The 24,915-nt window shown below is 39.5% G+C and carries 23 protein-coding genes; 20 read left to right on the forward strand and 3 right to left on the reverse strand.

What is annotated here, in order from left to right; translation table 11 throughout:
- Nucleotides 1–194 precede the first annotated feature (194 nt).
- A complete protein-coding gene (locus BM146_RS06760; protein ID WP_074886274.1) occupies nt 195–401 on the forward strand; it encodes a hypothetical protein in 207 nt (68 codons plus the stop codon).
- Between the two features lie 76 nt (nt 402–477).
- Here BM146_RS06760 and BM146_RS06765 read toward each other — a convergent pair whose 3' ends face one another.
- Nucleotides 478–777, reverse strand: coding sequence for a hypothetical protein (locus BM146_RS06765; protein ID WP_074886277.1), 300 nt, complete (start codon nt 775–777; stop codon nt 478–480).
- Between the two features lie 305 nt (nt 778–1,082).
- On the opposite strand from BM146_RS06765, the gene leuS reads away from it, so the two are divergent.
- The 5 genes from leuS to BM146_RS06790 all read left to right on the forward strand — a co-directional run bounded on the left by leuS (nt 1,083) and on the right by BM146_RS06790 (nt 8,053).
- Nucleotides 1,083–3,512: a leucine--tRNA ligase gene (leuS, locus tag BM146_RS06770; RefSeq protein ID WP_074886280.1), complete on the forward strand. Its 2,430-nt coding sequence runs from the start codon at nt 1,083–1,085 to the stop codon at nt 3,510–3,512.
- 295 nt (nt 3,513–3,807) lie between these two features.
- Entirely contained in the window at nt 3,808–5,193 is a 1,386-nt protein-coding gene (locus tag BM146_RS06775) for a diguanylate cyclase domain-containing protein (RefSeq protein ID WP_074886284.1), read from the forward strand.
- A 27-nt stretch (nt 5,194–5,220) separates the two neighbouring features.
- Entirely contained in the window at nt 5,221–6,873 is a 1,653-nt protein-coding gene (locus BM146_RS06780) for a sensor domain-containing phosphodiesterase (protein ID WP_074886287.1), read from the forward strand.
- Complete coding sequence (locus BM146_RS06785; RefSeq protein WP_074886290.1) at nt 6,874–7,611, forward strand: hypothetical protein; 738 nt, start codon at nt 6,874–6,876, stop codon at nt 7,609–7,611.
- 193 nt (nt 7,612–7,804) lie between these two features.
- Nucleotides 7,805–8,053 (forward strand): hypothetical protein, encoded by a 249-nt coding sequence (locus BM146_RS06790; RefSeq protein WP_074886293.1) that lies wholly within the window; start codon nt 7,805–7,807, stop codon nt 8,051–8,053.
- Between the two features lie 57 nt (nt 8,054–8,110).
- On the opposite strand, the gene BM146_RS06795 is transcribed toward BM146_RS06790, so the two are convergent.
- Both BM146_RS06795 and BM146_RS06800 read right to left on the reverse strand, forming a co-directional pair.
- The gene (locus tag BM146_RS06795; protein WP_083413436.1) at nt 8,111–8,770 is read right to left on the reverse strand and encodes a YczE/YyaS/YitT family protein; all 660 of its coding nucleotides are present in this window, start codon (nt 8,768–8,770) and stop codon (nt 8,111–8,113) included.
- A 32-nt stretch (nt 8,771–8,802) separates the two neighbouring features.
- A complete protein-coding gene (locus BM146_RS06800) occupies nt 8,803–8,997 on the reverse strand; it encodes a hypothetical protein (RefSeq protein ID WP_074886296.1) in 195 nt (64 codons plus the stop codon).
- A 171-nt stretch (nt 8,998–9,168) separates the two neighbouring features.
- On the opposite strand from BM146_RS06800, the gene larB reads away from it, so the two are divergent.
- The 14 genes from larB to BM146_RS06865 all read left to right on the forward strand — a co-directional run bounded on the left by larB (nt 9,169) and on the right by BM146_RS06865 (nt 24,848).
- The gene (gene larB, locus BM146_RS06805) at nt 9,169–9,939 is read left to right on the forward strand and encodes a nickel pincer cofactor biosynthesis protein LarB (RefSeq protein ID WP_074886299.1); all 771 of its coding nucleotides are present in this window, start codon (nt 9,169–9,171) and stop codon (nt 9,937–9,939) included.
- A 40-nt stretch (nt 9,940–9,979) separates the two neighbouring features.
- A complete protein-coding gene (locus BM146_RS06810) occupies nt 9,980–11,452 on the forward strand; it encodes a 4Fe-4S dicluster domain-containing protein (protein ID WP_074886302.1) in 1,473 nt (490 codons plus the stop codon).
- 20 nt (nt 11,453–11,472) lie between these two features.
- A complete protein-coding gene (locus BM146_RS06815; protein WP_074886305.1) occupies nt 11,473–14,487 on the forward strand; it encodes a response regulator in 3,015 nt (1,004 codons plus the stop codon).
- 29 nt (nt 14,488–14,516) lie between these two features.
- On the forward strand, nt 14,517–15,275 hold the full coding sequence (locus tag BM146_RS06820; RefSeq protein ID WP_074886308.1) for a response regulator: 759 nt from the start codon (nt 14,517–14,519) through the stop codon (nt 15,273–15,275).
- A gap of 26 nt (nt 15,276–15,301) precedes the next feature.
- Entirely contained in the window at nt 15,302–16,228 is a 927-nt protein-coding gene (gene pyrF / locus BM146_RS06825; protein ID WP_074886312.1) for an orotidine-5'-phosphate decarboxylase, read from the forward strand.
- 109 nt (nt 16,229–16,337) lie between these two features.
- Nucleotides 16,338–17,015 (forward strand): orotate phosphoribosyltransferase, encoded by a 678-nt coding sequence (gene pyrE, locus BM146_RS06830; protein ID WP_074886315.1) that lies wholly within the window; start codon nt 16,338–16,340, stop codon nt 17,013–17,015.
- 35 nt (nt 17,016–17,050) lie between these two features.
- A complete protein-coding gene (locus BM146_RS19410) occupies nt 17,051–17,203 on the forward strand; it encodes a hypothetical protein (protein WP_022775412.1) in 153 nt (50 codons plus the stop codon).
- A 7-nt stretch (nt 17,204–17,210) separates the two neighbouring features.
- On the forward strand, nt 17,211–17,570 hold the full coding sequence (locus BM146_RS06835; RefSeq protein WP_074886444.1) for a DUF6142 family protein: 360 nt from the start codon (nt 17,211–17,213) through the stop codon (nt 17,568–17,570).
- A 3-nt stretch (nt 17,571–17,573) separates the two neighbouring features.
- Nucleotides 17,574–19,670: an aminopeptidase gene (locus tag BM146_RS06840; protein WP_242949357.1), complete on the forward strand. Its 2,097-nt coding sequence runs from the start codon at nt 17,574–17,576 to the stop codon at nt 19,668–19,670.
- Nucleotides 19,671–19,767: 97 nt separating this feature from the next.
- Complete coding sequence (gene purE / locus BM146_RS06845) at nt 19,768–20,268, forward strand: 5-(carboxyamino)imidazole ribonucleotide mutase (protein ID WP_074886318.1); 501 nt, start codon at nt 19,768–19,770, stop codon at nt 20,266–20,268.
- Between the two features lie 48 nt (nt 20,269–20,316).
- A complete protein-coding gene (gene purM, locus BM146_RS06850; RefSeq protein WP_074886450.1) occupies nt 20,317–21,342 on the forward strand; it encodes a phosphoribosylformylglycinamidine cyclo-ligase in 1,026 nt (341 codons plus the stop codon).
- 25 nt (nt 21,343–21,367) lie between these two features.
- Nucleotides 21,368–22,021, forward strand: coding sequence for a phosphoribosylglycinamide formyltransferase (purN, locus tag BM146_RS06855; RefSeq protein ID WP_074886321.1), 654 nt, complete (start codon nt 21,368–21,370; stop codon nt 22,019–22,021).
- A complete protein-coding gene (gene purD / locus BM146_RS06860) occupies nt 22,018–23,301 on the forward strand; it encodes a phosphoribosylamine--glycine ligase (RefSeq protein WP_074886324.1) in 1,284 nt (427 codons plus the stop codon). Before purN ends, purD begins: the two co-directional genes overlap by 4 nt.
- A complete protein-coding gene (locus BM146_RS06865; RefSeq protein WP_074886327.1) occupies nt 23,298–24,848 on the forward strand; it encodes an SH3 domain-containing protein in 1,551 nt (516 codons plus the stop codon). The genes purD and BM146_RS06865 overlap by 4 nt, the downstream gene beginning before the upstream one ends.
- Nucleotides 24,849–24,915: the final 67 nt, after the last annotated feature.

Here is a 24,915-nt window from a genome sequence, read left to right on the forward strand (position 1 = left end):
CTGGATTCTCAGACAATAATAAAGCAAGGCATATTTTTGATTTTTATTACTAGTTTAAGAGATATTTATAAAAAGGTTATTTGACGAATATTTTTGTGCTATATACAATAATTTTATACATGGAATATTGTCCATAAATTAGAAACTGTTGTTTAAGTACTGACAGACCAAAGATTAATCTGGAGAGATAATATATGGATGTAAACGGACTTAGCGCAGAACAGCAGGAATTACTTGCGAGCATAATGGGTAAATCATCGCAGGCAGGTGGTGGAGGTGGCTTTTCACCATCCAGTGTTCCTGTGGCGAGCGCTCCCGCTCCGGCCCCGGCAGCAGCCGACCCCGGGAGAATGCTTAGTCAGGCAGAAATAGATGCGCTTATTGCATCAATGGGAAAATGATTATATAAGAAATGATAAGCCCTCAAAAGCGTTAGACTTTTGAGGGCGTTTTTATGTTTACAGGATATTTCAAGTATCAGATAGGAACAATTTTTAGCTTTTGAGGTTCCACATGTCTTGACTCACCTTTTCTTCCTCGGCAGATAATGCCATTTTCGATGCTGATCAAGTTGACATGCGCTTTCATGGCTTCCATAATCTGCTTGGCGGCAGTTTCGTAATCTTTTGAATCCATAGGAATGACATAGTCATGATTGAGGTGTTCAGTTGAAATGACAGCGGATCTGTATCTTGTATCATATCTTATGCCATAAAAAGTGCATATCTCAGTGTTTAAAGTGCCGTTACTGTCAGCACATTGCATTGCAATATACATAGCTTACCTCGTTCTTCCTTAAAATGTATTACGTGGGGAGAATATAAGAACATGTTCTCGTAGAATCCCACAATATCTATATACTATAATGATAATACTTCTACGCTAAAATGACAATAAATATAAAGCTTATTTTTTCGGCGTTTTGATACATTATTATATGATATGAAAATATTGTATTTGGAGCATCATAAGTTTGACATAAGGCCAACTTGTGGTAAAATTTTTTAATATCTATGCAGATGTCAGAATTATTCTGAATACGCAGATATTCATATGAGAAAAGTAGAAGGAGTAGAAAGTTCATGTCAGAAGTATACAACCATCACGCAGTTGAACCTAAGTGGCAGAAGTATTGGGAAGAACACGAAACATTTAAGACAGACGTGTGGGATTTTTCCAAGCCAAAATATTATGCATTGGATATGTTTCCATATCCATCAGGAGTAGGCCTACATGCAGGTCATCCGGAAGGGTACACTGCAACTGATATTATGTCCCGAATGAAACGTATGCAGGGATATAATGTTTTACATCCGATGGGATATGATTCTTTTGGACTTCCTGCAGAGCAGTATGCTGTAACAACAGGTAATCATCCTGCCGGTTTTACAGAGAAAAATATACAGACATTCTCCAAGCAGCTTAAAGAACTTGGTTTTGACTATGACTGGTCCAAGATGATTGCAACAAGTGATCCCAAGTTTTATAAGTGGACACAGTGGATATTTAAAAAGTTATATGAAGCCGGATATGCCAAGCACATTGATATGCCGGTTAACTGGTGTGAAGAACTTGGAACAGTTCTTTCAAATGATGAAGTTATCGACGGTAAGTCTGAGCGTGGTGGATACCCTGTAGTTAAGAAGATGATGAAACAGTGGGTTATCGACCAGCAGGCTTTTGCAGAAGAACTTCTGGATGGCCTTAACGAGATCGATTGGCCTGAATCAACAAAAGAAATCCAGCGTAACTGGATCGGTAAGTCAACCGGTGTGGAAGTTGACTTTAAGATCGTAGGCGGCGGAGAGTTCTCTATCTTCACAACCTGTATCGAGACAATTTACGGTATTACATTCATGGTACTTGCTCCTGACGGAGATATTGTAAAAGGCCTTATGGACCGCGTTGAGAATCCTGAAGAGGTTCAGGCATATATCGATGAAACTCTTAAAAAGAACGATCTTGATCGTACAGACCTTAACAAGACTAAGTCAGGTTGCCCTCTTAAGGGAATATATGCTATCAACCCTGTAAATGGTAAGGAAGTGCCACTGTTTATTGGTGATTTCGTACTTGCAAGCTATGGTACAGGTGCAGTTATGGCTGTGCCTACTCATGACCAGCGAGACTTTGAGTATGCAGAAGTTCATGGACTTCCACTTATTCAGGTTATTAACAATACAGAAGGAACTGTAGACGTTACAAAGCATGCTTTCGAAAAGACAGAATACCTCGGTAAGGGCTGCATCCTTATGAATTCTGAAGAATTCAATGGAATGACTGTTGAAGAGGCTAAAAAAGCTATCACAAAGAAGCTCGTTGATATGGGCGTTGCCAGGGAAAAGGTTAACTATCACTTCCGTGAGTGGATTTTTGCAAGACAGCGTTATTGGGGTGAGCCTGTTCCATGTATTTACAAGGAAGATGGAAGCATTCAGTTCCTTGATGACAGCGAACTTCCTGTAGTACTTCCTGAACTTGAGGACTATAAGGGACATGGCGGTCAGGCACCTCTTGAGAATGCAACTGAGTGGAAGCATTATGATAAGAACGGACTTAAGGGCACAAGAGAAACTTCAACAATGCCTGGTTCAGCTGGATCTTCATGGTACTACATGAGATATATCGACCCTGACAATGACAATGAATTTGCTAATCAGGAACTGCTTAAGCACTGGATGCCTGTTGACCTTTATGTGGGTGGTCCTGAGCATGCAGTTGGACATTTGTTATATTCACGTATTTGGAACCGCTTTTTGTACAGCAAGGGACTTTCTCCTGTAAAAGAACCATTTAAAAAGCTTGTACATCAGGGAATGATCCTTGGCGAAAACGGTATCAAGATGGGTAAGCGTTTTCCTGAATTTGTTGTTAATCCAAGTGATATTGTTGAGGAATATGGTGCAGATACTTTGAGGCTCTATGAGATGTTCATGGGACCGTTGGAAGTATCAAAGCCATGGAATTCCAATAACGTAACAGGAGCCAGAAAGTTCCTTAACCGTGCATATTCATTCTTCACAGAAGAAAAAAATATCACAGATGAAAACAATGGTAATCTTGAAAAAGTTTATCATCAGACTGTAAAGAAAGTAACAAATGACTTTGAGGCATTGGCATTCAATACAGCCATTGCACAGATGATGATTTTTGTTAATGCAGTTTACAAAGAGGGAAGCTGCCCAAGAGAGTATGCAGAGAACTTCATCAAGATGCTTTCCTGCATTTGCCCGCATATCGGAGAGGAAATGTGGCAGATTCTTGGACATGACAACACCATAGCTTTTGAAGCATGGCCAACTTATGACGAGGCTAAGTGTGTTGAAGATACAGTAGAGATTGCAGTTCAGATCAATGGTAAAGTTAAGGCGACTCTTGCGATTGGCAAGGAAGATCCTAAGGATGAAGTAATTGCCAAGGGTAAGGAACTTATAGCTGATAAGCTTGAAGGCAAGAACATTGTAAAAGAAATCTATGTTCCTGGTCGTATCGTGAACATTGTAGTTAAATAATAGTTAGTTAGAATTAAAGGGGTTACTGTTCAGACAGAAATGCGCACTAAGCTGCGCATTTCGTGAGAACTTGATACGGGAGTGAGCGCATTCCATCGACGAAGTCGATTTGGAATGAATGCGCGAAGTGGTTACTGGAGCGAGCTGTATGCGAGTGAACAGTAACTTAAAGGGATTAGTTTGCAAGAAGTATAAGTGCAGGCTAATCCTTTTTGTTTGAAAAATATGATATAATTACTGTGTATAGGCTAAAATGATACGGGATTTGGTGAATGCTTCTTGTTTGGAGGTACGAATGTCTAAAAAGCGTAGCATCAGGTTAGGACTTATCACTTTTGCAATCTCACTTATTATTACTACAATGCTTGCAATGGCCTTTCTTAGTAATACCTCGAGAATCAGACGGGAAAGGGCTACTTTTATTGCGGAATCTATTGCTAACAGAATTCATGCTGAAATAAAAAACAGAGAGTATATCACACGAATTCTTGAGATCGAAGTTATGAGCAGCGACGGAGAGCTCACTCAGGACACATTTCAAAAAATAGGTGAAGCTCTTTTTGATGATAATATCGATGTCGTTGATATGACATTGGCTCCAAATGGAGTGATAAATTATGTATATCCAATGAATAGTGGAGTGTCAGAAAGGGTTAATCTTTTTGAGGATTCCCAGAACAAAGTTCATGTTGATAACAGTAAAAATGCAGGTGTCGGAATCATTATGACACCGGTTAATCTTCCTAATGACACTTATGGAATTATCATTAGACGCCCCATATATCTTGGGGATGAAAAATCTAGTGATTCATTCTGGGGCTTTGCTTCTGTCACAATTAATCTTTCAGATTTTCTTTCAGGTGTAAATATTAAAGGTATAGCAGAAGAGGGCTATGAGTATAAGCTTAAAGGAACGGATGTCGTAACAGGTAAGACACAGATAATCATGGAATACTCGGAAAGAGAACTTGCCGCACCTGTTGAAGCTATGATAAGTACCGTTGGTGGAAGCTATTGGACACTTTCTATTTCTCCTTTCGGCAACTGGATGGAGTTATACGAGGCAGCGGGGGTTCTGATCATAGTTATTACAATAAGTATTCTTTTGGCAATGCTCGTTGCAGCTTATGCTTCACTTCAGGCTACGGCCAAAGAACTTGAAGTCTTGTCTTATCGTGATGAACTTACTAATTTGTATAACCCAAGAAGCTATCAGGATCATATGGAAGAACTCTCCAAGAAAAAGCTTCCTTATGGTCTGATATACATTGACCTTAATGATTTTAAACAGGTAAATGATAACTATGGACACGATATAGGTGATGCACTACTTAACATTGTTGCTAAGAGGCTTCAGAATAGTATTCGCGAAAAAGACAGGGCATTCAGAGTGGGTGGCGATGAATTTGTTGTTGTAATACATGGGACGCAGGACAGGAAGTTTTATGAAAGCGTTATTGCCAGAATGCGCGAAAATGTTGCCAGAGAAGTAACTATAGGTGAGATAGAGCTTAAGGCATCAATAAGTGCAGGGTATGCGCGTTGCCCCGAAGATGGCACTAAATTTGAGGATGTTGTGAAAAAGGCTGATGAGGCAATGTATTACAACAAGAGACTTTTGAAAGCAAAAAGGCTTGCCGGACAGGAAAAAGGAAGAATGACTGCCAGAGATTTCAGATAATAAAAGGCATACAGGAGAATGGCTAAAATGGGAGGAACATACGATACAATAAACAGGATTTTTGATACTTTCGCTGTAACATCCAAAAGCCGTTATGTCTATGTATATGATATGGGACGGAATATAGCAAGGTGGTCTAAAAACGCAGTAGATTACTTTGGACTTGCAGGAGAGTATATTTACAATGCAGCGAGTGTATGGACAACAAGAATACATGGTGATGACAGGGACAGATACAATGAATACATAAACCAGGCTTTTGCAGGCGTAGAAGTTGAACCAACCATCGAATACAGAGCCAAGAATAGTAACGGAGAATTTGTTATCTGTTCCTGCAGAGGCGTTGTGATTAAAGATTATGCAGGAAAGCCGGTGTTTTACGCTTGTTCAATCATAAACAAGGGAATAGTTGATAATAATGACCCTATAACTCTTTTGCCCAATCACTATGAGATGCTCAATCATATGAGAAACCTCAAGACTCAGAAAAGTGAGTATATTATCCTGCTTATCAACTTTATTGATTTTGCAAACATAAACAGACGATATGGCTATATGAGTGGCAATAATATTTTGCGGGCCATGGCTGCTAAGTTCAGGCAGGAAGCTGGAATTATGGGCAAAGTCTATAGAGGCGAAGGAACAGTAATGGCCTTTATAAGCGATGCCATGGATATAGATGAGGTAAAAAAGTTATATGGAAAGCTCAGAGCTTTTGCAAGAGAGAATTTGAGTTTTGAAGGAAAAAAAGTAGGAGCAGAGCTTGGTGGAGGGGCTATTATATCAACTGATTTTAATATTGATGAGCATTCAATTTATATCAGTGCTAAATATGCTCTTAGTTATTCTAAAAACCAAAGACATGGAAATCTTATAATTTTCCACAATGATCAGTTGGATAATAATAAAAGCAGCATTGAACTTGTGGATACAGTCAGAAATTGCATATTAAATGGATTTGAAGGTTTTCATCTGGAATACCAGCCGATTTTTTCTATTTCAGATGAGAAGCTTGTTGGTATGGAGGTTTTTCTCAGATGGCAGAAAGAGCCCTTTGGGGATGTTTCTCCTGCTGAATTTATACCATGGCTTGAACAGGATACAGTATTTTATACATTAGGTAACTGGATATTAGAAAATGCTCTTAAGGATGCGCTGGAAATCAGAAAGGTAAAAAAAGATTTTTATTTATGCGTAAACCTTGCTTTTATGCAGCTTGAGAGATCTGATTTCAGAAAAACCCTTATTGATATTTTGAGAAAAATAGGTTATCCTGCTACAGGTTTATGTCTTGAGATGGCACAGAGCAGCAGACAACTCGGAATAGAACATTTAAAGAGCCAGATAGAGTTTTTGAAATCATGTGGAATTAAAGTGGGACTTGATGTTTCTGATTTTGCTTCTCTGGATTATGTAAGACATTTGCCAATTGATTTGGTAAACCTTGTTCCGGCTGTGACTGGTGGAATAGTCGGTAATATTACCACAAGGTACATGGTTGAGGCAATCACTTCATTTACCCACAATCTTGGGATAAGGACCTGCTATACGGGAATAGAAGATAAGGAAACTTTGGAAATAGCAAAAAGTTATCCTATATCAGAAATGATTGGCTTCCATTTGGGAAGACCCTGCAGAATTGATAAATTTAAGGAACAATACCTTGAAAAGAGGAATTAAATGAGTAAAACCTTTCGTTACATTCAAAATGATGATGTGCTCAAGTCTTTTAATGAATTTAAGAATACAATTCTTGTTGAAAGACCGGTTGTGATCGCACGTCATGGAGATTACTCTCTTTTTCTCATACGGATATCGGATGGGGAATTAGGACTTACAATTAAAAACATGGTAAAAAAGGCTGAAGTGGAAAGCCGCAGCTATGAAATAGCCACTACTAATGAAGCTTTGGTTTCCAGAGGTGTAAGGCATGCAGTTCAGAAAATGGCTGAGTTAAGTGATGAGGATGTGAACAGAAAACGTCTTCAAATCTGGAAATGGTATGTTATGGATTGGCAAAAAGCCAATATAGATAAGACTGATGAAATCATGAGCAAAGAACTTTCTTGGGATGAAGAGACCAGTAATAGAAATGGTGAGATCCTTGATATGGAGAGTTTCCTTCATGGAGAATATTTAAATATTGGAAATACCATAGCACTGATTGACAAGTATCTTACAGATGATAAGTATAAGGAGCTGTTTAAGACCTTTGCCATTAATGACATAATGGAGATGACACGTGAGGACACTAAGGATAAATCCATTGCCGAGGCGGAGAGACTTAGTCAGCTGGAAGGTCCCAAGAAGCATACATATCAGTTTGTAGTGAGCGTAGAGGCCACTGATAAGGAGCATGCAAGACAGGCACTGCTTAATTATCTGGCTGGTGATGAGCGAATTAAAGTGCAAAGGTGAAATTTAATTTCATAAAATTTTAATATTTTAAAACAGTAAAGCGTCTACCATTTTATAAGGGCTTGTTATATAATGTACCCATTAGATGAAAAAATGGTGTAGAGATACAATAGGTTGAGGGGCCTGAAAAGGTACTTTACACGCCGTTTCATCTGATGAAAAAAATTTTCTTATGAGATGGAGGAATTAAATAATGAGACGTTCCGCAAAGACAAAAACAGGCATGAGTCAGAGTTGTATTGCAATTATGACTGATGCAATCAAGGCAAAGGAGCAGAACTTATCATACGGCAAATTTAAGGCGCTTGATATGTTGGGTTCAGGAAATATGCAGGACGAGGAAGAGGAATCCGAGTATACAGTTCATACAACCGATCTGGTTCGAAGAACAAAGCATGTTGAAGAAAAGAAGCCGGTGGCTTTTGTAAAGATCAGAGCATAATTAGATAAAAAGAGCTGTGAAATGAGAAATCATTCACAGCTCCATTTTTTACTTGAATTAAAGATGGAAAATGTAGTCGTTTAATTTTTTACCTACGACAGTAATAACTGGACCAAGGAACAGCGCCATAAGGACAATTCCAATATTTGGTGTGCCGCCAAATAAAATTCCTACAATGATGACCAAAAAGTCATATGCCATTCTTATGTAGGTGAACTTTACTTTTTTTAATATTTTGTCAGAAATTATCTGAGGCATTGCATCGTATGGGGCAACTCCCATGGCTGCGTTGATATAAAACGATACGGCAACAATGAAGCAAAAAAGGGCAATTACGAAAATGATTGCTCTTGAAGGAAAAACAGTAAAGAATCTTTCCGGAATTGTTATACTCCATACCCAGCAGAAAAAGTCGGCGATGTAACCTATAAAAACCATGTTTGCAATTGTTCCAAGTCCAATATATTTTCTTCCCCAAATTATAACGAAAATGAAGAGAACTGCATTTAGTGCAAGCTGCCAGGTCCCTAGAAGGATTCCAAGTCGTCTGGATATAGTGAGATTCATGAAAGTACATGGGTCCGTTCCAAGGTCAACTTTGATCAGGAAGGATAAAAAGAATCCCATGAGAAATACGCCGACAAGCATTAAGATAAGGCGCTTTTTAAAATCTTTTTGAGTAAAATATTCTTTGATCGCATTCTTTATAGTGTCCATGATATTTTCCTTTTAAATTATTAGTTATTTAATTAAACTTCATGCAAAGCATAATAAGTATTTTTGTAGTTTATGAGAACAGGTGCACTTGCAAAAACTTCATCTCCTATGTAGCACCGGTCTGTTTCCCTGTCGAAAGTGTATGTTCTTCCTTCGCTGTCGTGCTCGTTGATGTATTGAAGTGCCTGATCAAGTGTCTCATCCCCTTTACAAAGATGAATATTCATACAGAACCTCCTTTTTGATAAAACCAAAATGCGAAACTGATTATATCATAATTTGAGGCTTAAAACAGCTTTTGCTCTTTTATGATTCTTTTATAATTATTTATATATGTATTATGGTAGAATATTATAAATGGAAAGTATGCCCTGATAGGGAACCTAAGGAGAATAAAAGTGGATGAAAAAGCTATAAAGGAGCTTTTGGAATCTGTTAAGAAGGGCGAAAGTTCGATAGACGATGCACTTCTTAAGCTAAAAGAAGCGCCTTTTGAGGATATGGGCTTTGCAAAGCCTGATTTTCACAGGGGATTAAGGCAGGGGGCGCCTGAAGTTATATATGGGCAGGGCAAGACGCCTTATCAGATTCTGGAGATAGCCAAAAAACTTATATCTCATGGACAAAAGAGCGTTCTGATTACCAGAATGTCTGTGGAAGCAAGGGATTTCTTTTTGCAAAATAAAAAAGACGACAGCCTTGAGCTTAACTATGATGAGCTCAGCAGAATCGGCATAGCAGGTCAAATGCCTGATAAAACAAAAGCAGTTGGTAAAATAGTTGTTGCAACGGGTGGGACAAGTGATATGCCGGTGGCAGAAGAGGCAGCCAGAACTGCTGAATTTTTGGGGAATAACGTAGTAAGGCTTTATGATGTTGGTGTAGCAGGAATACACCGGCTTATAAATAAAGAGAGCATGGAACACATTATGAGTGCCAATGTCATCATTGCTATTGCAGGCATGGAAGGCGCACTTGCAAGTGTTGTGGGGGGGCTTTCTGACTGCCCGGTCATTGCTGTTCCGACAAGTGTCGGCTATGGAGCGGCTTTTGGCGGGCTTGCAGCTCTTTTGTCTATGCTCAATTCATGTGCCAGCGGAGTAAGTGTTGTTAATATCGACAATGGGTTTGGCGCAGGGTATCTGGCAAGCATGATCAATAAGAAATGAAGTTACTATTCAGGAACTGAACAATAAGAAGGGGATTTTTATGGTTACAAATGACGAAAGTATGAATCGCTTTAAACACAACATCATGGAGCAGGTCTGCAGGCTCGAGTGGGATGGGATAAATGATCCTGAACACATTGAAGAGCTGATCCTTAAGATCATTCCCGGACCTAAACCATCTTACAGATGCTGCGTTTACAAAGAAAGAGAAATTGTAAGACAGCGTATCAGATTGGCTCAGGCTAAGAGTCCATCCTATAATCCGGATTCGGAGAATATAGTTCAGGTAATCGATCCGGCCTGCGATGAATGTCCGATTTCTGCATACTCTGTTACTGATAACTGCAGATTCTGTATGGGAAAAGCATGTCTTAACTCGTGTAAATTTGGAGCCATAACACCAGGTGATACACATATGCATATTGATCCGGCTAAGTGTAAAGAGTGCGGAATGTGCGCCAATGCATGTCCATATAATGCGATAGTTCACCTTGAGAGACCATGTAAAAAGGCATGTCCTGTAGGCGCTATCACATATGATGAATATGGATACTGCAAAATTGATGAAGATAAATGTATCCAGTGCGGTCACTGCATTCACAGCTGTCCTTTTGCAGCTATTGGCAGTAAGACCTTCCTTGTTGATATCATAAAAGAGATAAAGGCGGGCAAGGAAGTCATCGCCATGTGCGCTCCCGCAACTGAAGGACAGTTCGGTGAGGATATCAGCATGGCATCCATCAGAGAAGGCCTTAAAAAGATTGGTTTTGCTGATATGGTTGAGGTTGGACTTGGCGGAGATATGACAGCTGCCTACGAGTCTGAGGAGTGGACAGAAGCCTTTGAAAAAGGTCATAAAATGACAACATCATGTTGTCCGGCGTTTATAAATATGCTAAAGAAGCACTTCCCGGAGCAGTATAAAGACAATATGTCCAGTACGGTTTCACCTATGTGTGCTATTTCAAGATACTTAAAGGCAACAAGACCGGGATGTGTAACAGTATTTATAGGACCATGTATAGCTAAAAAATCTGAGGCACAGGATAAGTCGGTTCCCGGAAATGCTGATTACGTAGTTACATATGGAGAGCTTAGAGCTCTTATGAGATCTAAGGATGTTAAATTTGAACCGGTTAGTGATGAATATCAGGAATCATCTATCTGGGGAAAGAGATTTGCCACAAGTGGTGGAGTAGCCAATGCAGTTATTGAATGCATGCAGGAAAGAGGAGTAGACACTTCACAGATCAAACTCTTTAGGGCTGCAGGCGGAGCTGAATGTAAGAAGGCACTTACACTCCTGAAAGTTGGCAAGCTTCCTGAAGATTTCATAGAAGGAATGGTTTGCCCGGGAGGTTGCGTAGGCGGACCTTCAAGGCATAAACAGTATACAGAGATTACTAAGGCCAGAGAGACATTGCTATCAAAAGCAGATGAGAGAAAAGTTTTGGATAACCTGAAAAACTATCCGATGGATAAGTTTTCTATGCATCGTGATGGACACATGTGACACAGACTTTAGAGGCTTTTATGGAAAAAAGTAGGAAGATCCCGGAAAAAGTACTGATAGACTTTTTGATGATTGTCTTGGCATCATTTTTTTCGATACTTTACAATAGGCAGATATTGTACGTTGACGAAATGAATCAGGTTCTTGCCGGTGTTTACTATATTTTTAAGTATATTCCGATCGTTCTGGTTACAGCCCTTGGAGGGGCTGTACCCGGAATGATCAGTGTGCTTGTGTTGTTTATCTATAAATCTATAGCTTACAGCAGTTTTTCTTATCTTTGTTTTATTTACCTTCTGGTTTGCTGCGTGACAGATATACTCGCCAGGAGAAAATTCTTTTCCAATATTCCAAAGACATTATTAACATCGGTATTTTTGCAGTTTCTTACAGGCAATTTCTGGGGAATCATTCTGTTTCTTTTGGCAGGAAAGAGCCTGACAGATTTTTCGGGAATAACCCATATATATATTTTTTTGAACGAGGCACCCGGGTGCTTTATAGGGTGTCTTATCGTGTATGCATTTTTCAGGTTTTTGCCGGCAGAAAAAAAGCTAAAACTTGGAAACGGGAAGTATTATGTGGATGCTTCCATTCTTGATGAAGATGAGCGATATGAGGTTGAAGGAAAATCCAAGATTGGCGCGGTTGTAATGAATATAATCGTGTTTGAAGCCATTGTTCTTGGTTTATCCGCAGAGCTTGCTTCAAATACTCTTATTCCTACTATGAAAGTAAGGTCCATTGATGATACGATGGATTCTTATATTGATGAAAGATGGCATGATATTTCAAATACGGAGATGCTTGAGAGTCTGGTCAGCATCACTATGATGAACGATGTTGTCACCAGTACAGAGGAGCTGGAAACAAATGGATACCAGCTTGGAAGTACAGCTTTTGGCGTAAAGCTTTCTATGCTGATTCTGATCATAGTTATTCCTCTTGCGGTATTTGTAAACAGGTATGCTCAACGGAGGATAGCAAGACCAATACGAAGTCTTTCCAAAGCTGTTACGGGAATCTATAACTCTAATGACATTGATATAAACGCTAATGTGAAAGAAGTTCATAACCTGCATATAAACACCGGAGATGAAATTGAAGAACTGTACCACGCAATAGATCTGACTATTTACAGGCTGATGGAGTACATTGAGCTTGTTAAAACAAGGCAGAGTATAGAAGATCAGTTGAATATTGAAAAGAGTGCCAATGAGGCTAAGTCAAGATTTCTTTCCAATATATCTCACGAGATCAGAACACCAATCAATGCAGTTCTTGGGTTTGATGAGATGATTCTCAGGGAGTCCAATGACAGCACTGTGATCAGGTATGCAAAAGATATTCAGAGTTCAGGTAAAACTCTTTTAGCACTCATTAATGACGTACTTGATTTTTCCAAGATTGAAGCGGGAAAGCTTGAGATAATCCCTGTTGAGTATGAGTTAAGATCTCTTATTAATGACGTTGTGAACATGGCCAGAGTCAGGGCTGTGGAAAAAAATCTTGAGTTGCTCGTGAATGTGGAGGAAGAAATACCTCATGTCCTTTATGGCGACGAGGTTCGAATAAAGCAATGTGTTATCAATATAGTGACAAACGCCATTAAATATACTGAGGCAGGAAGTGTCACTATAGATATTTCATATGAGAATGTTGAGGCTGAAAGTCCGGAGGATGCATTTGAAGAAAATAAAATCCTTTTGGGAGTAAAAGTAACAGATACCGGAATTGGAATCAAAGAAGAAGATATTGATAAGCTTTCAGGGGCTTTTGAAAGAATCGATGAAAAGAGAAACAGAACAATTGAAGGATCAGGACTTGGAATAAATATTGTGAACAGCCTCTTATCCATGATGGATTCAAAGCTTGTAGTTAAAAGCGAATATGGAAAGGGATCCGAGTTTTCTTTTGCAATAGTCCAAAGAGTTGTGGATATGGATCCTATCGGTGATTTCAGCGAGGCATATAAAGAGGCAGTTAAGGATACTCATGATTATCATGAGACCTTCCATGCGCCGGATGCTAAGATCCTGGTTGTTGATGATACCAAGACTAATCTCACTGTTGTGGAAGGCCTGCTGAAAAAGACTCAGATAATGGTTGATACTGCAACAAGCGGAATGGAAGCACTTGATCTTGTATCGAAAAATAAGTATGACATAATCTTTTTAGACCACAGAATGCCTGAAATGGACGGTATCCAGACATTCCACGCCATGGAGGAACTAAGCGGCAATCTCAATAAAAAGACTCCTGTAATAGCGCTTACTGCCAATGCTGTATCCGGTTCAAGAGAAATGTATTTCAAGGAAGGATTTACAAATTACATGTCTAAACCTGTAGATCCTGTCAAACTTGAAGATATGATAATGAGTTATCTTCCATCGTTTAAAGTTACAAGGCCCGGTGACAAAGATTTTGTATCAAATGAGGAAGAGGAAAAAGAAACAGATAAAGAGGCAATGCAGGAAATTCTGAAGGTAAGCGGCATTGACATTGAAACAGCTATTGCAAGATGTGGTTCTCCTGACGTTGCGCTGGAGGTAATGAAAGATTTTAAACTTGCAATTGATGAAAGGTCTGGTCTTATTGAAAGATATGAGGCTGAAGGAAATATCAAAAACTATACCATTTACGTGCATGGACTTAAGAGCTCAGCTCGGGCAATTGGTGCAATAGACCTTGCGGACAAGGCAGAATACCTTGAACAGTGCGGCAATGATGAAAATGTTGATGCGATTAAAAAACTTACACCGGATCTTTTGGAGTTGTATAGAAGCTACAACCAAAAACTTTCTTTACTGACTAAGGAAGAAGATAAGGATAAGCCCGAAATAGCTGCAGAGCAGCTTGAAAGTGCATATGAGTCAATAAAAGAATTTGTTTCGGCGTCATATTTTGACAGTGCTGATGATATAATGAAGATGCTTGAAGAGTACCGTATTCCACAGGCGTATGCTTCCAAACATAATGAAATTAAGAGACTTATGGGAGCAGTTGACAGAGATGGGCTTTTGAATATATTGTAATAGAAAGCGAAAAATCGAAAGGAATTGATATGGAAAAGAAAGCATTCCTAATTGGACATACAAAAAGTTTCATGGTTAATGCCATTGTTGTAGGACTTCAGAAAGAGAATTATGAAGTTATAAGTGTAGCTCCAAATTCAAAGGCAATTAAAGAAGTGGAAGATAAACCAAGCATTTATCTTTTGTACCTTGGTGATACGACCATAGATGACGTTGATCTTTTTAAATATCTAAATGAAGCAATTGATACAGAGCGTTTTATGCTTTATCTTATCGGAAACAGAGATGAGCTGACTCTTGCTCTTAGTTATATTGCAAAAGAGAAGGTTCAGGAAACATATCTTAGACCTTTGGATGTAAAGCTTCTTGCGGAACATCTTGACTCTGTGGTAGAATACAGCGCAGTTGATGAGAGTTTAAGAAAAAAGATTCTTATTATAGATGATGACGGTACCATGCTCAGAATGATGAAAACATGGTTGTCGGTCAAGTATCATGTTTACATGGCTAGTTCAGGTAAGATTGCGCTTTCTTTCCTTGCTCAAAACCCTGTGGATCTCATTCTTCTGGATTATGAAATGCCGGTTATGAGTGGGCCTGAGGTGCTTAAGGAAATCAGAGGTAGTTCCAAACTTAAGCATACTCCTGTTATATTCCTTACAGCTAAGGATGATAAAGAAAGCGTTATGAAGGTAGTTAATCTCAAACCTGAGAAATACCTTCTTAAGTCTATGCCAAAAGAAAAACTTACAGGTGCTATCGACGACTTCTTACGAAGCCGTAAATGATAAATAACTAAAAAGGAAATGATCAAATGATATCAAAGCTTATTGACAGAATTGAAAAGACAGCTGCACCAATTGTTGTGGGACTTGATCCAAAACTTAATTTTGTTCCCGATAATATCAAAGAGAGATGTTTTGAGGAAAAAGGCGAGAATTTAGAAGGGGCTGCAGAGGCTTTTTGGCAGTTCAACAAAGAGATCATCGATAACATTTATGATCTGGTTCCGGCAGTTAAACCTCAGATTGCAATGTATGAGGAACTTGGACTCCCCGGACTTGTTACATTTAAGAAAACAGTAGATTATTGTAAAGAAAAAGGTCTTTTAGTAATTGGTGATATAAAAAGAGGAGATATTGGCTCCACATCAGAGGCTTACGCTGTTGGACATCTTGGCTCAGTCAAGATTGGCGACAAGGTATTTAGAGGATTTGACGAAGATTTTGCTACCGTTAATCCCTATCTTGGTTCCGACGGTGTGAAGCCTTTTATTTCGGTCTGCAATACTGAAGACAGAGGAATATTTGTGCTTGTAAAGACATCAAATCCTTCAAGCGGAGAGTTTCAGGATAGAGTCATTGATGGAAGAGCTTTATATGAACTTGTTGGAGAACAGGTTGAAAAATGGGGCCTTGACTCAATGGATGGTTCGTACAGTAATGTTGGAGCAGTAGTTGGTGCTACATACCCTGAACAAGGCAAGGTTTTGAGAGACATTATGCCTCATGCTTACATTCTTGTTCCGGGTTATGGTGCTCAGGGCGGAAAGGGAAAAGATCTTGTTCACTTCTTTAATAAAGATGGCCTTGGCGCTATTGTAAACTCATCCCGCGGAATCATTGCAGCATGGAAGAGCGAAAACTACAGTCAGTTTAATGATGGCAAGGTTGGTGAAGCCGCAAGAGCAGCAGTTATTGATATGAAAAAAGACATTGCTGATGCGCTTGCGAACAGATAAATTGAAAACCTGTTTTTAGAGTTTTTCAAATTGTGTATACAGTACTTAGGTGTTATAATCTACTAGTGATTTTTGTAATCTTAAAATGTTGCTCAAAGGAGACCAGAGTATGGAAAGATACAAGGAAGAGTTCATAGAATTCATGGTTGACAGTAATGTTCTTAAGTTCGGAGAGTTCACTTTGAAAAGTGGACGTAAGTCACCATTCTTTATGAATGCCGGCGCTTATGTAACCGGATCTCAGCTTAAAAAGCTTGGTAACTATTATGCCAAAGCTATTCATGATACATTCGGGCTTGAGTTCGATGTTCTTTTTGGACCTGCATATAAGGGAATTCCACTTGCTGTTGCTACAAGCATGGCAATCAGTGAACTATATGGAAGAGAAATCAGATATTGTTCCAATAGGAAAGAAATTAAAGACCACGGTGATAAGGGAATTTTATTAGGCTCTAAGCTTAGAGACGGAGACAGAGTTCTTATCATCGAGGATGTTACAACATCAGGAAAGTCAATTGAAGAGACTGTACCGATCATTCAGGAGCAGGCAGATTGTGATATTGTCGGCCTTATGGTATCTCTTAACAGACAGGAGAAGGGGCAGGATTCTGACGCGAGTGCTCTGGATGAGATTAAAGAGAGATATGGCTTTAGTGCATCTTCTATTGTCAAGATGGATGATGTTGTAAATTATCTGTACAACAGACCAATCGATGGTGAAGTTGTTATTACAAAAGATATCAAGAAAGCCATTGATGAGTATTATGCTGAGTACGGTGCAAAATAATTTTTGCAGAGTGCAGGCAATATGAGGAGGGTCATATGGACGAACATACATATAAGGTACTTGGAGGCACAGGGGCTCTTAATATAGCCTTTGGCATAATTTCCATTATTGCGGGGATTGCAGTCGGGGTGCTTCTTATTATAAGTGGAGCTAAGCTCCTTGGAAGCAGAAAGAGAGTTATTATTTAAGCATCAAATGAGTAAAAAGAGTTCTTTTCGATTAAAGATAAAAAAACTTGAGCCGGTCAGAGACAGGTATATGTTTACAGATAATAGACATCCTGAAAAGGGGATAATGTCTACTGTTCTTGGTGTACTCTCTGTGACCGCGCTTTCTCTTTCGGTTTATTTTTCATATGTAAATGGTGGACAGGCTATTATGAGATACGCCGCAGCGGCTTTTGTTGCGGCGATATTTTCATGTATAGGGCTGGTGCTTGGTATCAGATCCAGATTTGAAAAAGACATTTTTAAATTGTTTCCAAATCTGGGAATAGCACTTAACCTAATAGCCTTCCTTTTTGTTGTATTTATTTTAGTTTTAGGATTGGGATAAAGAATGAGTGAAGAACTTTACTACGAATTTTCAACTGACAGCGAAATGATAGGTGAAAGATATCAGCTTGCAGTTTCAAGGATAAAAGAAATAAAAAATGAAAAGCTTGGCATGCCGGAATATGACGAGTATTTCCGGTTTGTTTCAGGCTTTATTGAGATGATGGATGATACACTGAACTGGTCATTGGAGGGAGGACTTGAGAAGGACTCCATTGAAGAGCTTGGCAAAAGAAACAAGGCTCTTTATGAGGATATTCTTCCTGAAAATTATGGCAGCTCTTTTGGTAATCCTGAGGTAGCTGTCCAAAAACTTGGAGAAGAGTTTGGAAAGATATTATCGAGCCTTTACTTTGAAATCCGCTCAATGATCCCAAGTGCGTTTGAGCATAACAGATTTGATATGGTCATCAGGGCAGAGCTGTTTTTAGAGGTATATGGAGCTTTTTCATCTGCCTGTGAGGAAGGAAAGCTTCCTGAATATGAAACTATAAGACAGATAATGTACTGGTTCTACAGTGATTATGCTGAAGAAGAAAGGTGCATACGATTTGCACAGATGGTAGCTCCTGAGTCAGATTATGCAAGAGACATCATAATGAATAGTGATCTTACTGATCTGCGTTACTTATATAAATTCGGAGAATATATTACAGACAACGAGCTTAAGACTGCAGAGCATCTAAATACTCTGTCTCAGGAAGAGATTGATAAGCTCGCAACCACTTATACAGAAGGATATCGCATTGGCTTTGCCATGACAGGCAAGGATATTACTATTAAGAAGACTGCGGCTATTGTTTATGAGCTTGGATTTGAAAGAATTGTAAAAAAAGCTGTTTCCAATTTTAAAGAAATTGGTCTTAAGTCCAGTATTTATAGGGCTAACATGTCTGTCTTTACAATGCTTGGAAGTGCCAGACGGTCGGGATATACAGGAGCAGTTCCCAATAAGCAGTTTGACTATGACCATAAAGATGACGATGCTCTTTATCTTGATGGAGCGCTTGTTACCAGAAGGCTTGAGGCCATGAGAGCTGCAGGTGAAAAGTATAAAAAGGAAGCTAAGGTTTTTGGAGGCCCGGCTGTTATCGAGACCTTTGGAGAAAAGCCCTTTGCCCCTGTTCCTAAAAAGGACGCTGTTCACTATAGCGATACTCAGAAGAAGCTTTTAAGCGACTTCAAGATTCAGAACAGTCTTATTATGAACGAATACATAATAGGAAAGGAAAGAAGCTTTACTATCATTGCTTTCCCTGTTCCCGAGATTGGGCCAAAGTTCCAGGAGATATTCAATGAAGTCGTTAAGATAAATACACTTGATTACAAGCTGTATCAGAATATTCAGCAGAAGATCATAGATGCACTTGACGAGGCTGTTTACGTTGAAGTTAAGGGCATGAACGGCAACAGAACAGATATGAAGGTTATGCTTCACGAGCTTAAAGACAAGGCTCATGAAACCAACTTCGAGAACTGTGTTGCCGATGTCAATATTCCTGTCGGAGAGGTATTTACATCGCCTGTTCTTAAGGGAACTAATGGTACACTCCACGTATCGGGAGTTTATCTGGAGGGACTTTTCTTTAAGAATCTTGAGATTACTTTCGAGGATGGATGTATAAAAGATTATAATTGTTCAAATTTTGAATCCGATGAAGAGAACAAAAAGTATATAAGCGATAACATTCTTTTTAATCATAAGACTCTTCCGATTGGAGAGTTTGCCATCGGAACTAATACAACTGCATACAGAATCGCGAGGGACTATTCTATAGCGGATAAGTTACCAATCCTTATAGCTGAAAAGACGGGACCTCATTTTGCCGTAGGTGATACATGTTATTCTCACGAAGAAGACAATATTACATACAACCCAGATGGAAAGAGCATTATAGCAAGAGATAACGAGATTTCTTTAAATAGAAAGACTGATCCGGATAAAGCTTATTTTAGCTGCCATACTGATATAACCATTCCATATGATGAACTTGGAGAAATCAGAGCAGTAAAAGAAAACGGAGAAGGAATTGTTATTATTCAGAACGGGGAATTTGTTCTGCCGGGTACTGAAGAGCTGAATATACCAATTAAGGGTTAAAGAGGGAAAAGTAGCACAATATATTGTGTTATGTTATAGTAAACAAAAAATAGCATTTTGTTTACTGGATATATAAAAGACAAAATGGAGGATTTATATGGCACAAGTTGGAATTGTAATGGGTAGTGACTCAGACATGCCGGTAATGGCAAAGGCAGCAGATGTTCTGGAAGAGCTGGGAATATCTTATGAGATGCGCATTATCTCAGCGCACAGAGAACCGGATGAGTTCTTTGAGTATGCTAAGACTGCTGAAGAAAAAGGCTTTAAGGTAATCATTGCAGGAGCAGGAATGGCAGCACACCTTCCGGGTATGTGCGCAGCAATTTTTCCTATGCCTGTTGTAGGAATACCTATGCATACAACTTCACTTGGAGGCCGTGATTCTCTATATAGCATTGTTCAGATGCCAACAGGAATTCCTGTAGCTACAGTTGCTATAAATGGCGGCGCTAACGCAGGAATACTCGCAGCCAAAATTTTGGCTACATCAGATTCAGAACTTCTTAATAGATTGAAAGCATATACATCTTCACTGAAAGATAGCGTTATTAGAAAAGATGAGCATCTTCAGGAAGTAGGATACAAGAATTACTAATTTATTATTCAGATAAAATTATAGAAAAAGAGGAGTTTTATTATGGCACTGGATTACAAGAAAGCTGGCGTTGACATCGAGGCAGGTTACAAGTCTGTGGAGCTTATGAAGGCTTACGTTAAGGAGACTATGAGACCTGAGGTACTTGGAGGACTTGGCGGGTTCTCCGGAGCATTTTCCTTAAAAGATATTAAGAACATGGAAGATCCGGTTCTTTTATCAGGAACAGATGGAGTTGGTACCAAGATCAAACTTGCTTTTCTTTTAGATAAACATGACACTATTGGAATTGATGCAGTAGCAATGTGCGTTAACGACGTTGCCTGTGCGGGTGGCGAGCCACTGTTTTTCCTTGATTATATAGCTTGTGGTAAGAATATTCCTGAGAAGATCGCAGCCATTGTTAAGGGCGTTGCAGAAGGATGCAAACAGTCTGATGCAGCACTTATCGGTGGTGAGACAGCAGAGCATCCTGGACTTATGCCTGAAGATGAGTATGATGTAGCAGGATTTGCTGTTGGTGTTGTTGATCGTAAGAATATGATCGATGGAAGCAGCATCAAAGCGGGTGATACACTTATCGGTGTAGCATCAAGCGGAGTTCATAGCAATGGTTTTTCACTTGTTCGTAAAGTATTTGATATGACAAAGGAAAGCCTTGATACTTATTATGATGAACTGGGTGCAACTCTTGGAGAGACTTTATTAACTCCTACAAGAATCTATGTAAAGATGATGAAGTCCATCAAGAATGCCGGAGTTAAGGTTAAAGGTTGCAGCCATATTACAGGTGGCGGATTCTACGAGAATATTCCAAGAATGCTTCCTGAAGGCATAACAGCAGTTGTCAAAAAAGACAGCTATGACATTCCACCTATTTTTACACTTATGCAGAAAAAAGGCGGAATTGAAGAACAGATGATGTACAACACATACAACATGGGACTTGGTATGGTTCTTGCAGTTGATCCAAGTGATGTGGAAAAGACTCTTAAAGCTATTGAAGCTTCAGGAGATAAGGCTTGGGTAGTAGGCGAGACTAAGGCCGGCGAGAGAAAAGTTGAACTTGTATAACAAATAAGAGTGTGGTGGAGTACATATGAAAATTGCAGTCATGGTATCCGGAGGAGGTACCAATTTACAGGCGATAATCGACGGAATAGGAGAGGGAAGGATCACAAATACAGAAATTTGCCTTGTGTATAGCAATAATCCCAACGCTTATGCCATTGAAAGAGCCAAAAAAGCAGGAATCCCTTATGTCGTAAAGAGCCCTAAGGAGTTCGAAAACAGAGCGGAATTTAATGAAGCTCTGTTGCAGATATTAAAGGACGCTGAGCCGGATCTTATTGTTCTTGCAGGCTGCCTTGTTGTTATACCTGAGATTGTTGTAAAAGAGTTTAAGAACAGAATTATAAATATACATCCGTCACTTATCCCGTCTTTTTGTGGAACGGGGTACTATGGACTAAAAGTTCATGAGAAGGTTCTTGAAAGAGGAGTAAAGGTTTCAGGTGCCACAGTTCATTTTGTGGATGAAGGAACGGATACAGGACCAATTATTTTGCAGAAGGCAGTTTATGTGAGAGATGATGATACTCCAGAGTCGCTGCAGAGACGCATAATGGAACAGGCTGAATGGAAAATAATGCCTTTAGCAATCGACTTGATTGCCAATAACAAGGTTAAGGTTGAAGACGGCAAAGTCATTATTGATGGGTATGAAGAAGTACAGGAGAGTATTTTAGGATGAAGGTTTTGATTGTTGGTGGAGGCGGAAGAGAGCACGCTATAGCAGAGGCTGTTTCAAGAAGCTCTCAGGTTGAGAAGATTTATTGTGCACCGGGAAATGGCGGTATTGCTGAGCTTGCAGAGTGTGTTCCAATTACTCCTATGGAGTTTGACAAGCTTGTAGCATTTGCTAAAGAGAAAGAGATTGATCTTACTGTTATCGGTATGGACGATCCTTTGGTTGGCGGTATTGTTGATGCTTTTGAAGCAGCAGGTTTAAGGGTATTTGGACCAAGGAAAAATGCAGCAATTCTTGAGGGAAGTAAAGCTTTTTCAAAAGATCTTATGAAGAAGTATGGTATTCCTACAGCTGCCTATGAGACTTTTGATGATCCTCAAAAAGCAATAGAATATCTTAAGAATGCGAAGTTCCCTATTGTTCTTAAGGCTGACGGACTTGCTCTTGGAAAAGGCGTTCTTATCTGCCAAAACTATGATGAGGCAGAAGCTGGCGTGAAAGAGATCATGCAGGATAAGAAATTTGGAGATGCCGGAAATCACATGGTTATCGAAGAGTTCATGACAGGAAGAGAAGTGTCAGTTCTTTCATTTGTTGATGGAAAGACTTATAAGCTTATGTCATCTGCTCAGGATCATAAGAGAGCTGGTGATGGAGATACAGGGCTAAATACCGGCGGAATGGGTAATTTTTCTCCTAGTCCTTTTTATACAGAAGAAGTTGATAAATTCTGCCGCGAGCATATCTATGGCAAAACTGTAGAGGCTATGGCCAACGAGGGAAGAGAGTTTAAGGGAGTTATTTTCTTTGGACTTATGCTCACAGAGGATGGCCCAAAAGTTTTGGAGTATAATGCAAGATTTGGAGATCCCGAAGCTCAGGTGGTGCTTCCAAGACTCAAAACTGATATAATAGATGTGTTTAATGCATGTATTGATGGTAAGCTTTCTGAGACAGACCTTGAATTTGAGGATAAAGCAGCAGTATGCGTTGTCCTTGCAAGTGAAGGATATCCAGTCAGCTATGAGAAAGGAAAGCTCATCACAGGCCTTGATAATTTCAAGGGTAAAGAAGGCTACTATTGCTTTCATGCAGGAACCAAAGCTACTTCAGAGGGGATAGTCACAAACGGAGGAAGAGTTCTTGGTATAACAGCTAAGGGCGATACACTCGCAGAGGCCAGAAAAAAGGCCTATGAGGCTACAGAATGGGTTAGCTTTGAAAACAAGTACATGCGTCATGATATTGGAAAGGCTATCGATGACGCGAAGGAGGTAAAATGAAAAACAATAAGGGAAAGAGATTTTGCAACGTATTACTTTCACTGATTGCTTGCGTGGTTATTTTTGCCGGAACCGGTATTCAGGCTTTTGCCTATACTGAAACAACTGGTACAGTTAGCCAGGATAATGTAAAGGTAAGAGAATCGGCCAGTACTACAGCAACCCAGGTTTCAAGCTTAAAGATTGGGGATACAATTGATATAGTAGATGAAGCAACAGATGCTTCAGGCTATGTTTGGTACAAGATCAGAGTTAACAAGAGTGAGTATGGATATGTAAGAAGTGATCTTGTTAACAAATCCGGATCAACAGACAGTAATTCAGCTACAACAACTACTACATCTACAACTAGCCAGACTAATGCAGCAGCGGCATCACTTCCTGCAACAACAGTAACAGCTACAGATCAGAAGAGCGCAACAGCAGTTGACAACTGTAAGGTTCGTTCCGGCGCAGGTACCGGCTATGATCAGGTTGGAAACCTTACTAAGGGTGATACAGTTACTATAACCGGTGAGGCAACAGGCTCAGATAGTAAGACATGGTACCAGATTTCTTATGGTGCAAACGGTACGACAGGTTTTGTAAGAAGCGATCTTGTGAATGTTGTAGAGGCAGCTCCTGTTGAAGCTGAAGTGACACCAGAGAGTACTGAAGGCGAGAATGCTGAAGTCACAGAAGTTGCTGAAGGTGAAGCAACAGAGGCTCCTGCTGAGACAGAGGCTCCTGCTGAAGAGACAACAACACAGGTAGGAGATGGATCTTTTGAACTAAAGTTCGAAGATGATGTCTGGTATCTTTACGATTATGAGAAAGGACAGAGAGTACAGGTTAAGCAGCTTATAGAAGTTGCTGAGTCTGTGCCAACTATTACAAAGCAGGCCAACACATATAAGACAGTTGTAATCGCACTTGGTATTGCCATTGCAGTACTTGTTATCGCACTTATCATTCTCGCGCTTAAGCTTAGAGATTCCATGTATTATGAAGATGATGAAGAAGATGAAGATGAGGAATATGATCGTTATTCATCACGTGATAAGAAGCGAAGAAATGATGAAGAAGACGAAGATGCTCATGTAGTCAGAAGAACAAGTGGTGAAGAGGAAGAAGAACCTGCTCGCAGATTGTTTAGAAGAAACGTAGATGACTCTTCAAGAAAAGAAAACGAAGGAAGAACTATTCGTCCTTCAAGAGATGAAAAATCTACTGATGAGAGATCGAGAGGCGCTGAAAGACTTTCAAGAAGAAATGCGGAAGAAGAGCGAACAGTAAGACCTGAAAGAAAGTCAGATGAAAGATATGCCAGAAGGAATGCCGATGATGACAGACAGGCAAGGCGTGTAAAAAGAGATGCCAATGATGAGCGTATCTCCAAAAGATCTGAGGAGCGTGCATCAAGGCGTATCCGTCAGGCACAGGAAGAGGCAGAAGACAGAGTTTCTAGAAGAGATGATGTTCAGGAAGAATCACCACGTCGCAGAGCAAAGAACTTTATCGGTGATGATGATGATTTCGAGTTTGAGTTCCTTGATCTTGATGATTGATCTTTTTAATTAGAAGATTAGATAAAAAAGTCAGAAGACACGAGAATTGTCTTCTGACTTTTTTTAT

This window comes from Butyrivibrio proteoclasticus, assembly GCF_900115735.1.
Classification (GTDB): Bacteria; Bacillota; Clostridia; order Lachnospirales; family Lachnospiraceae; genus Butyrivibrio; species Butyrivibrio proteoclasticus_B.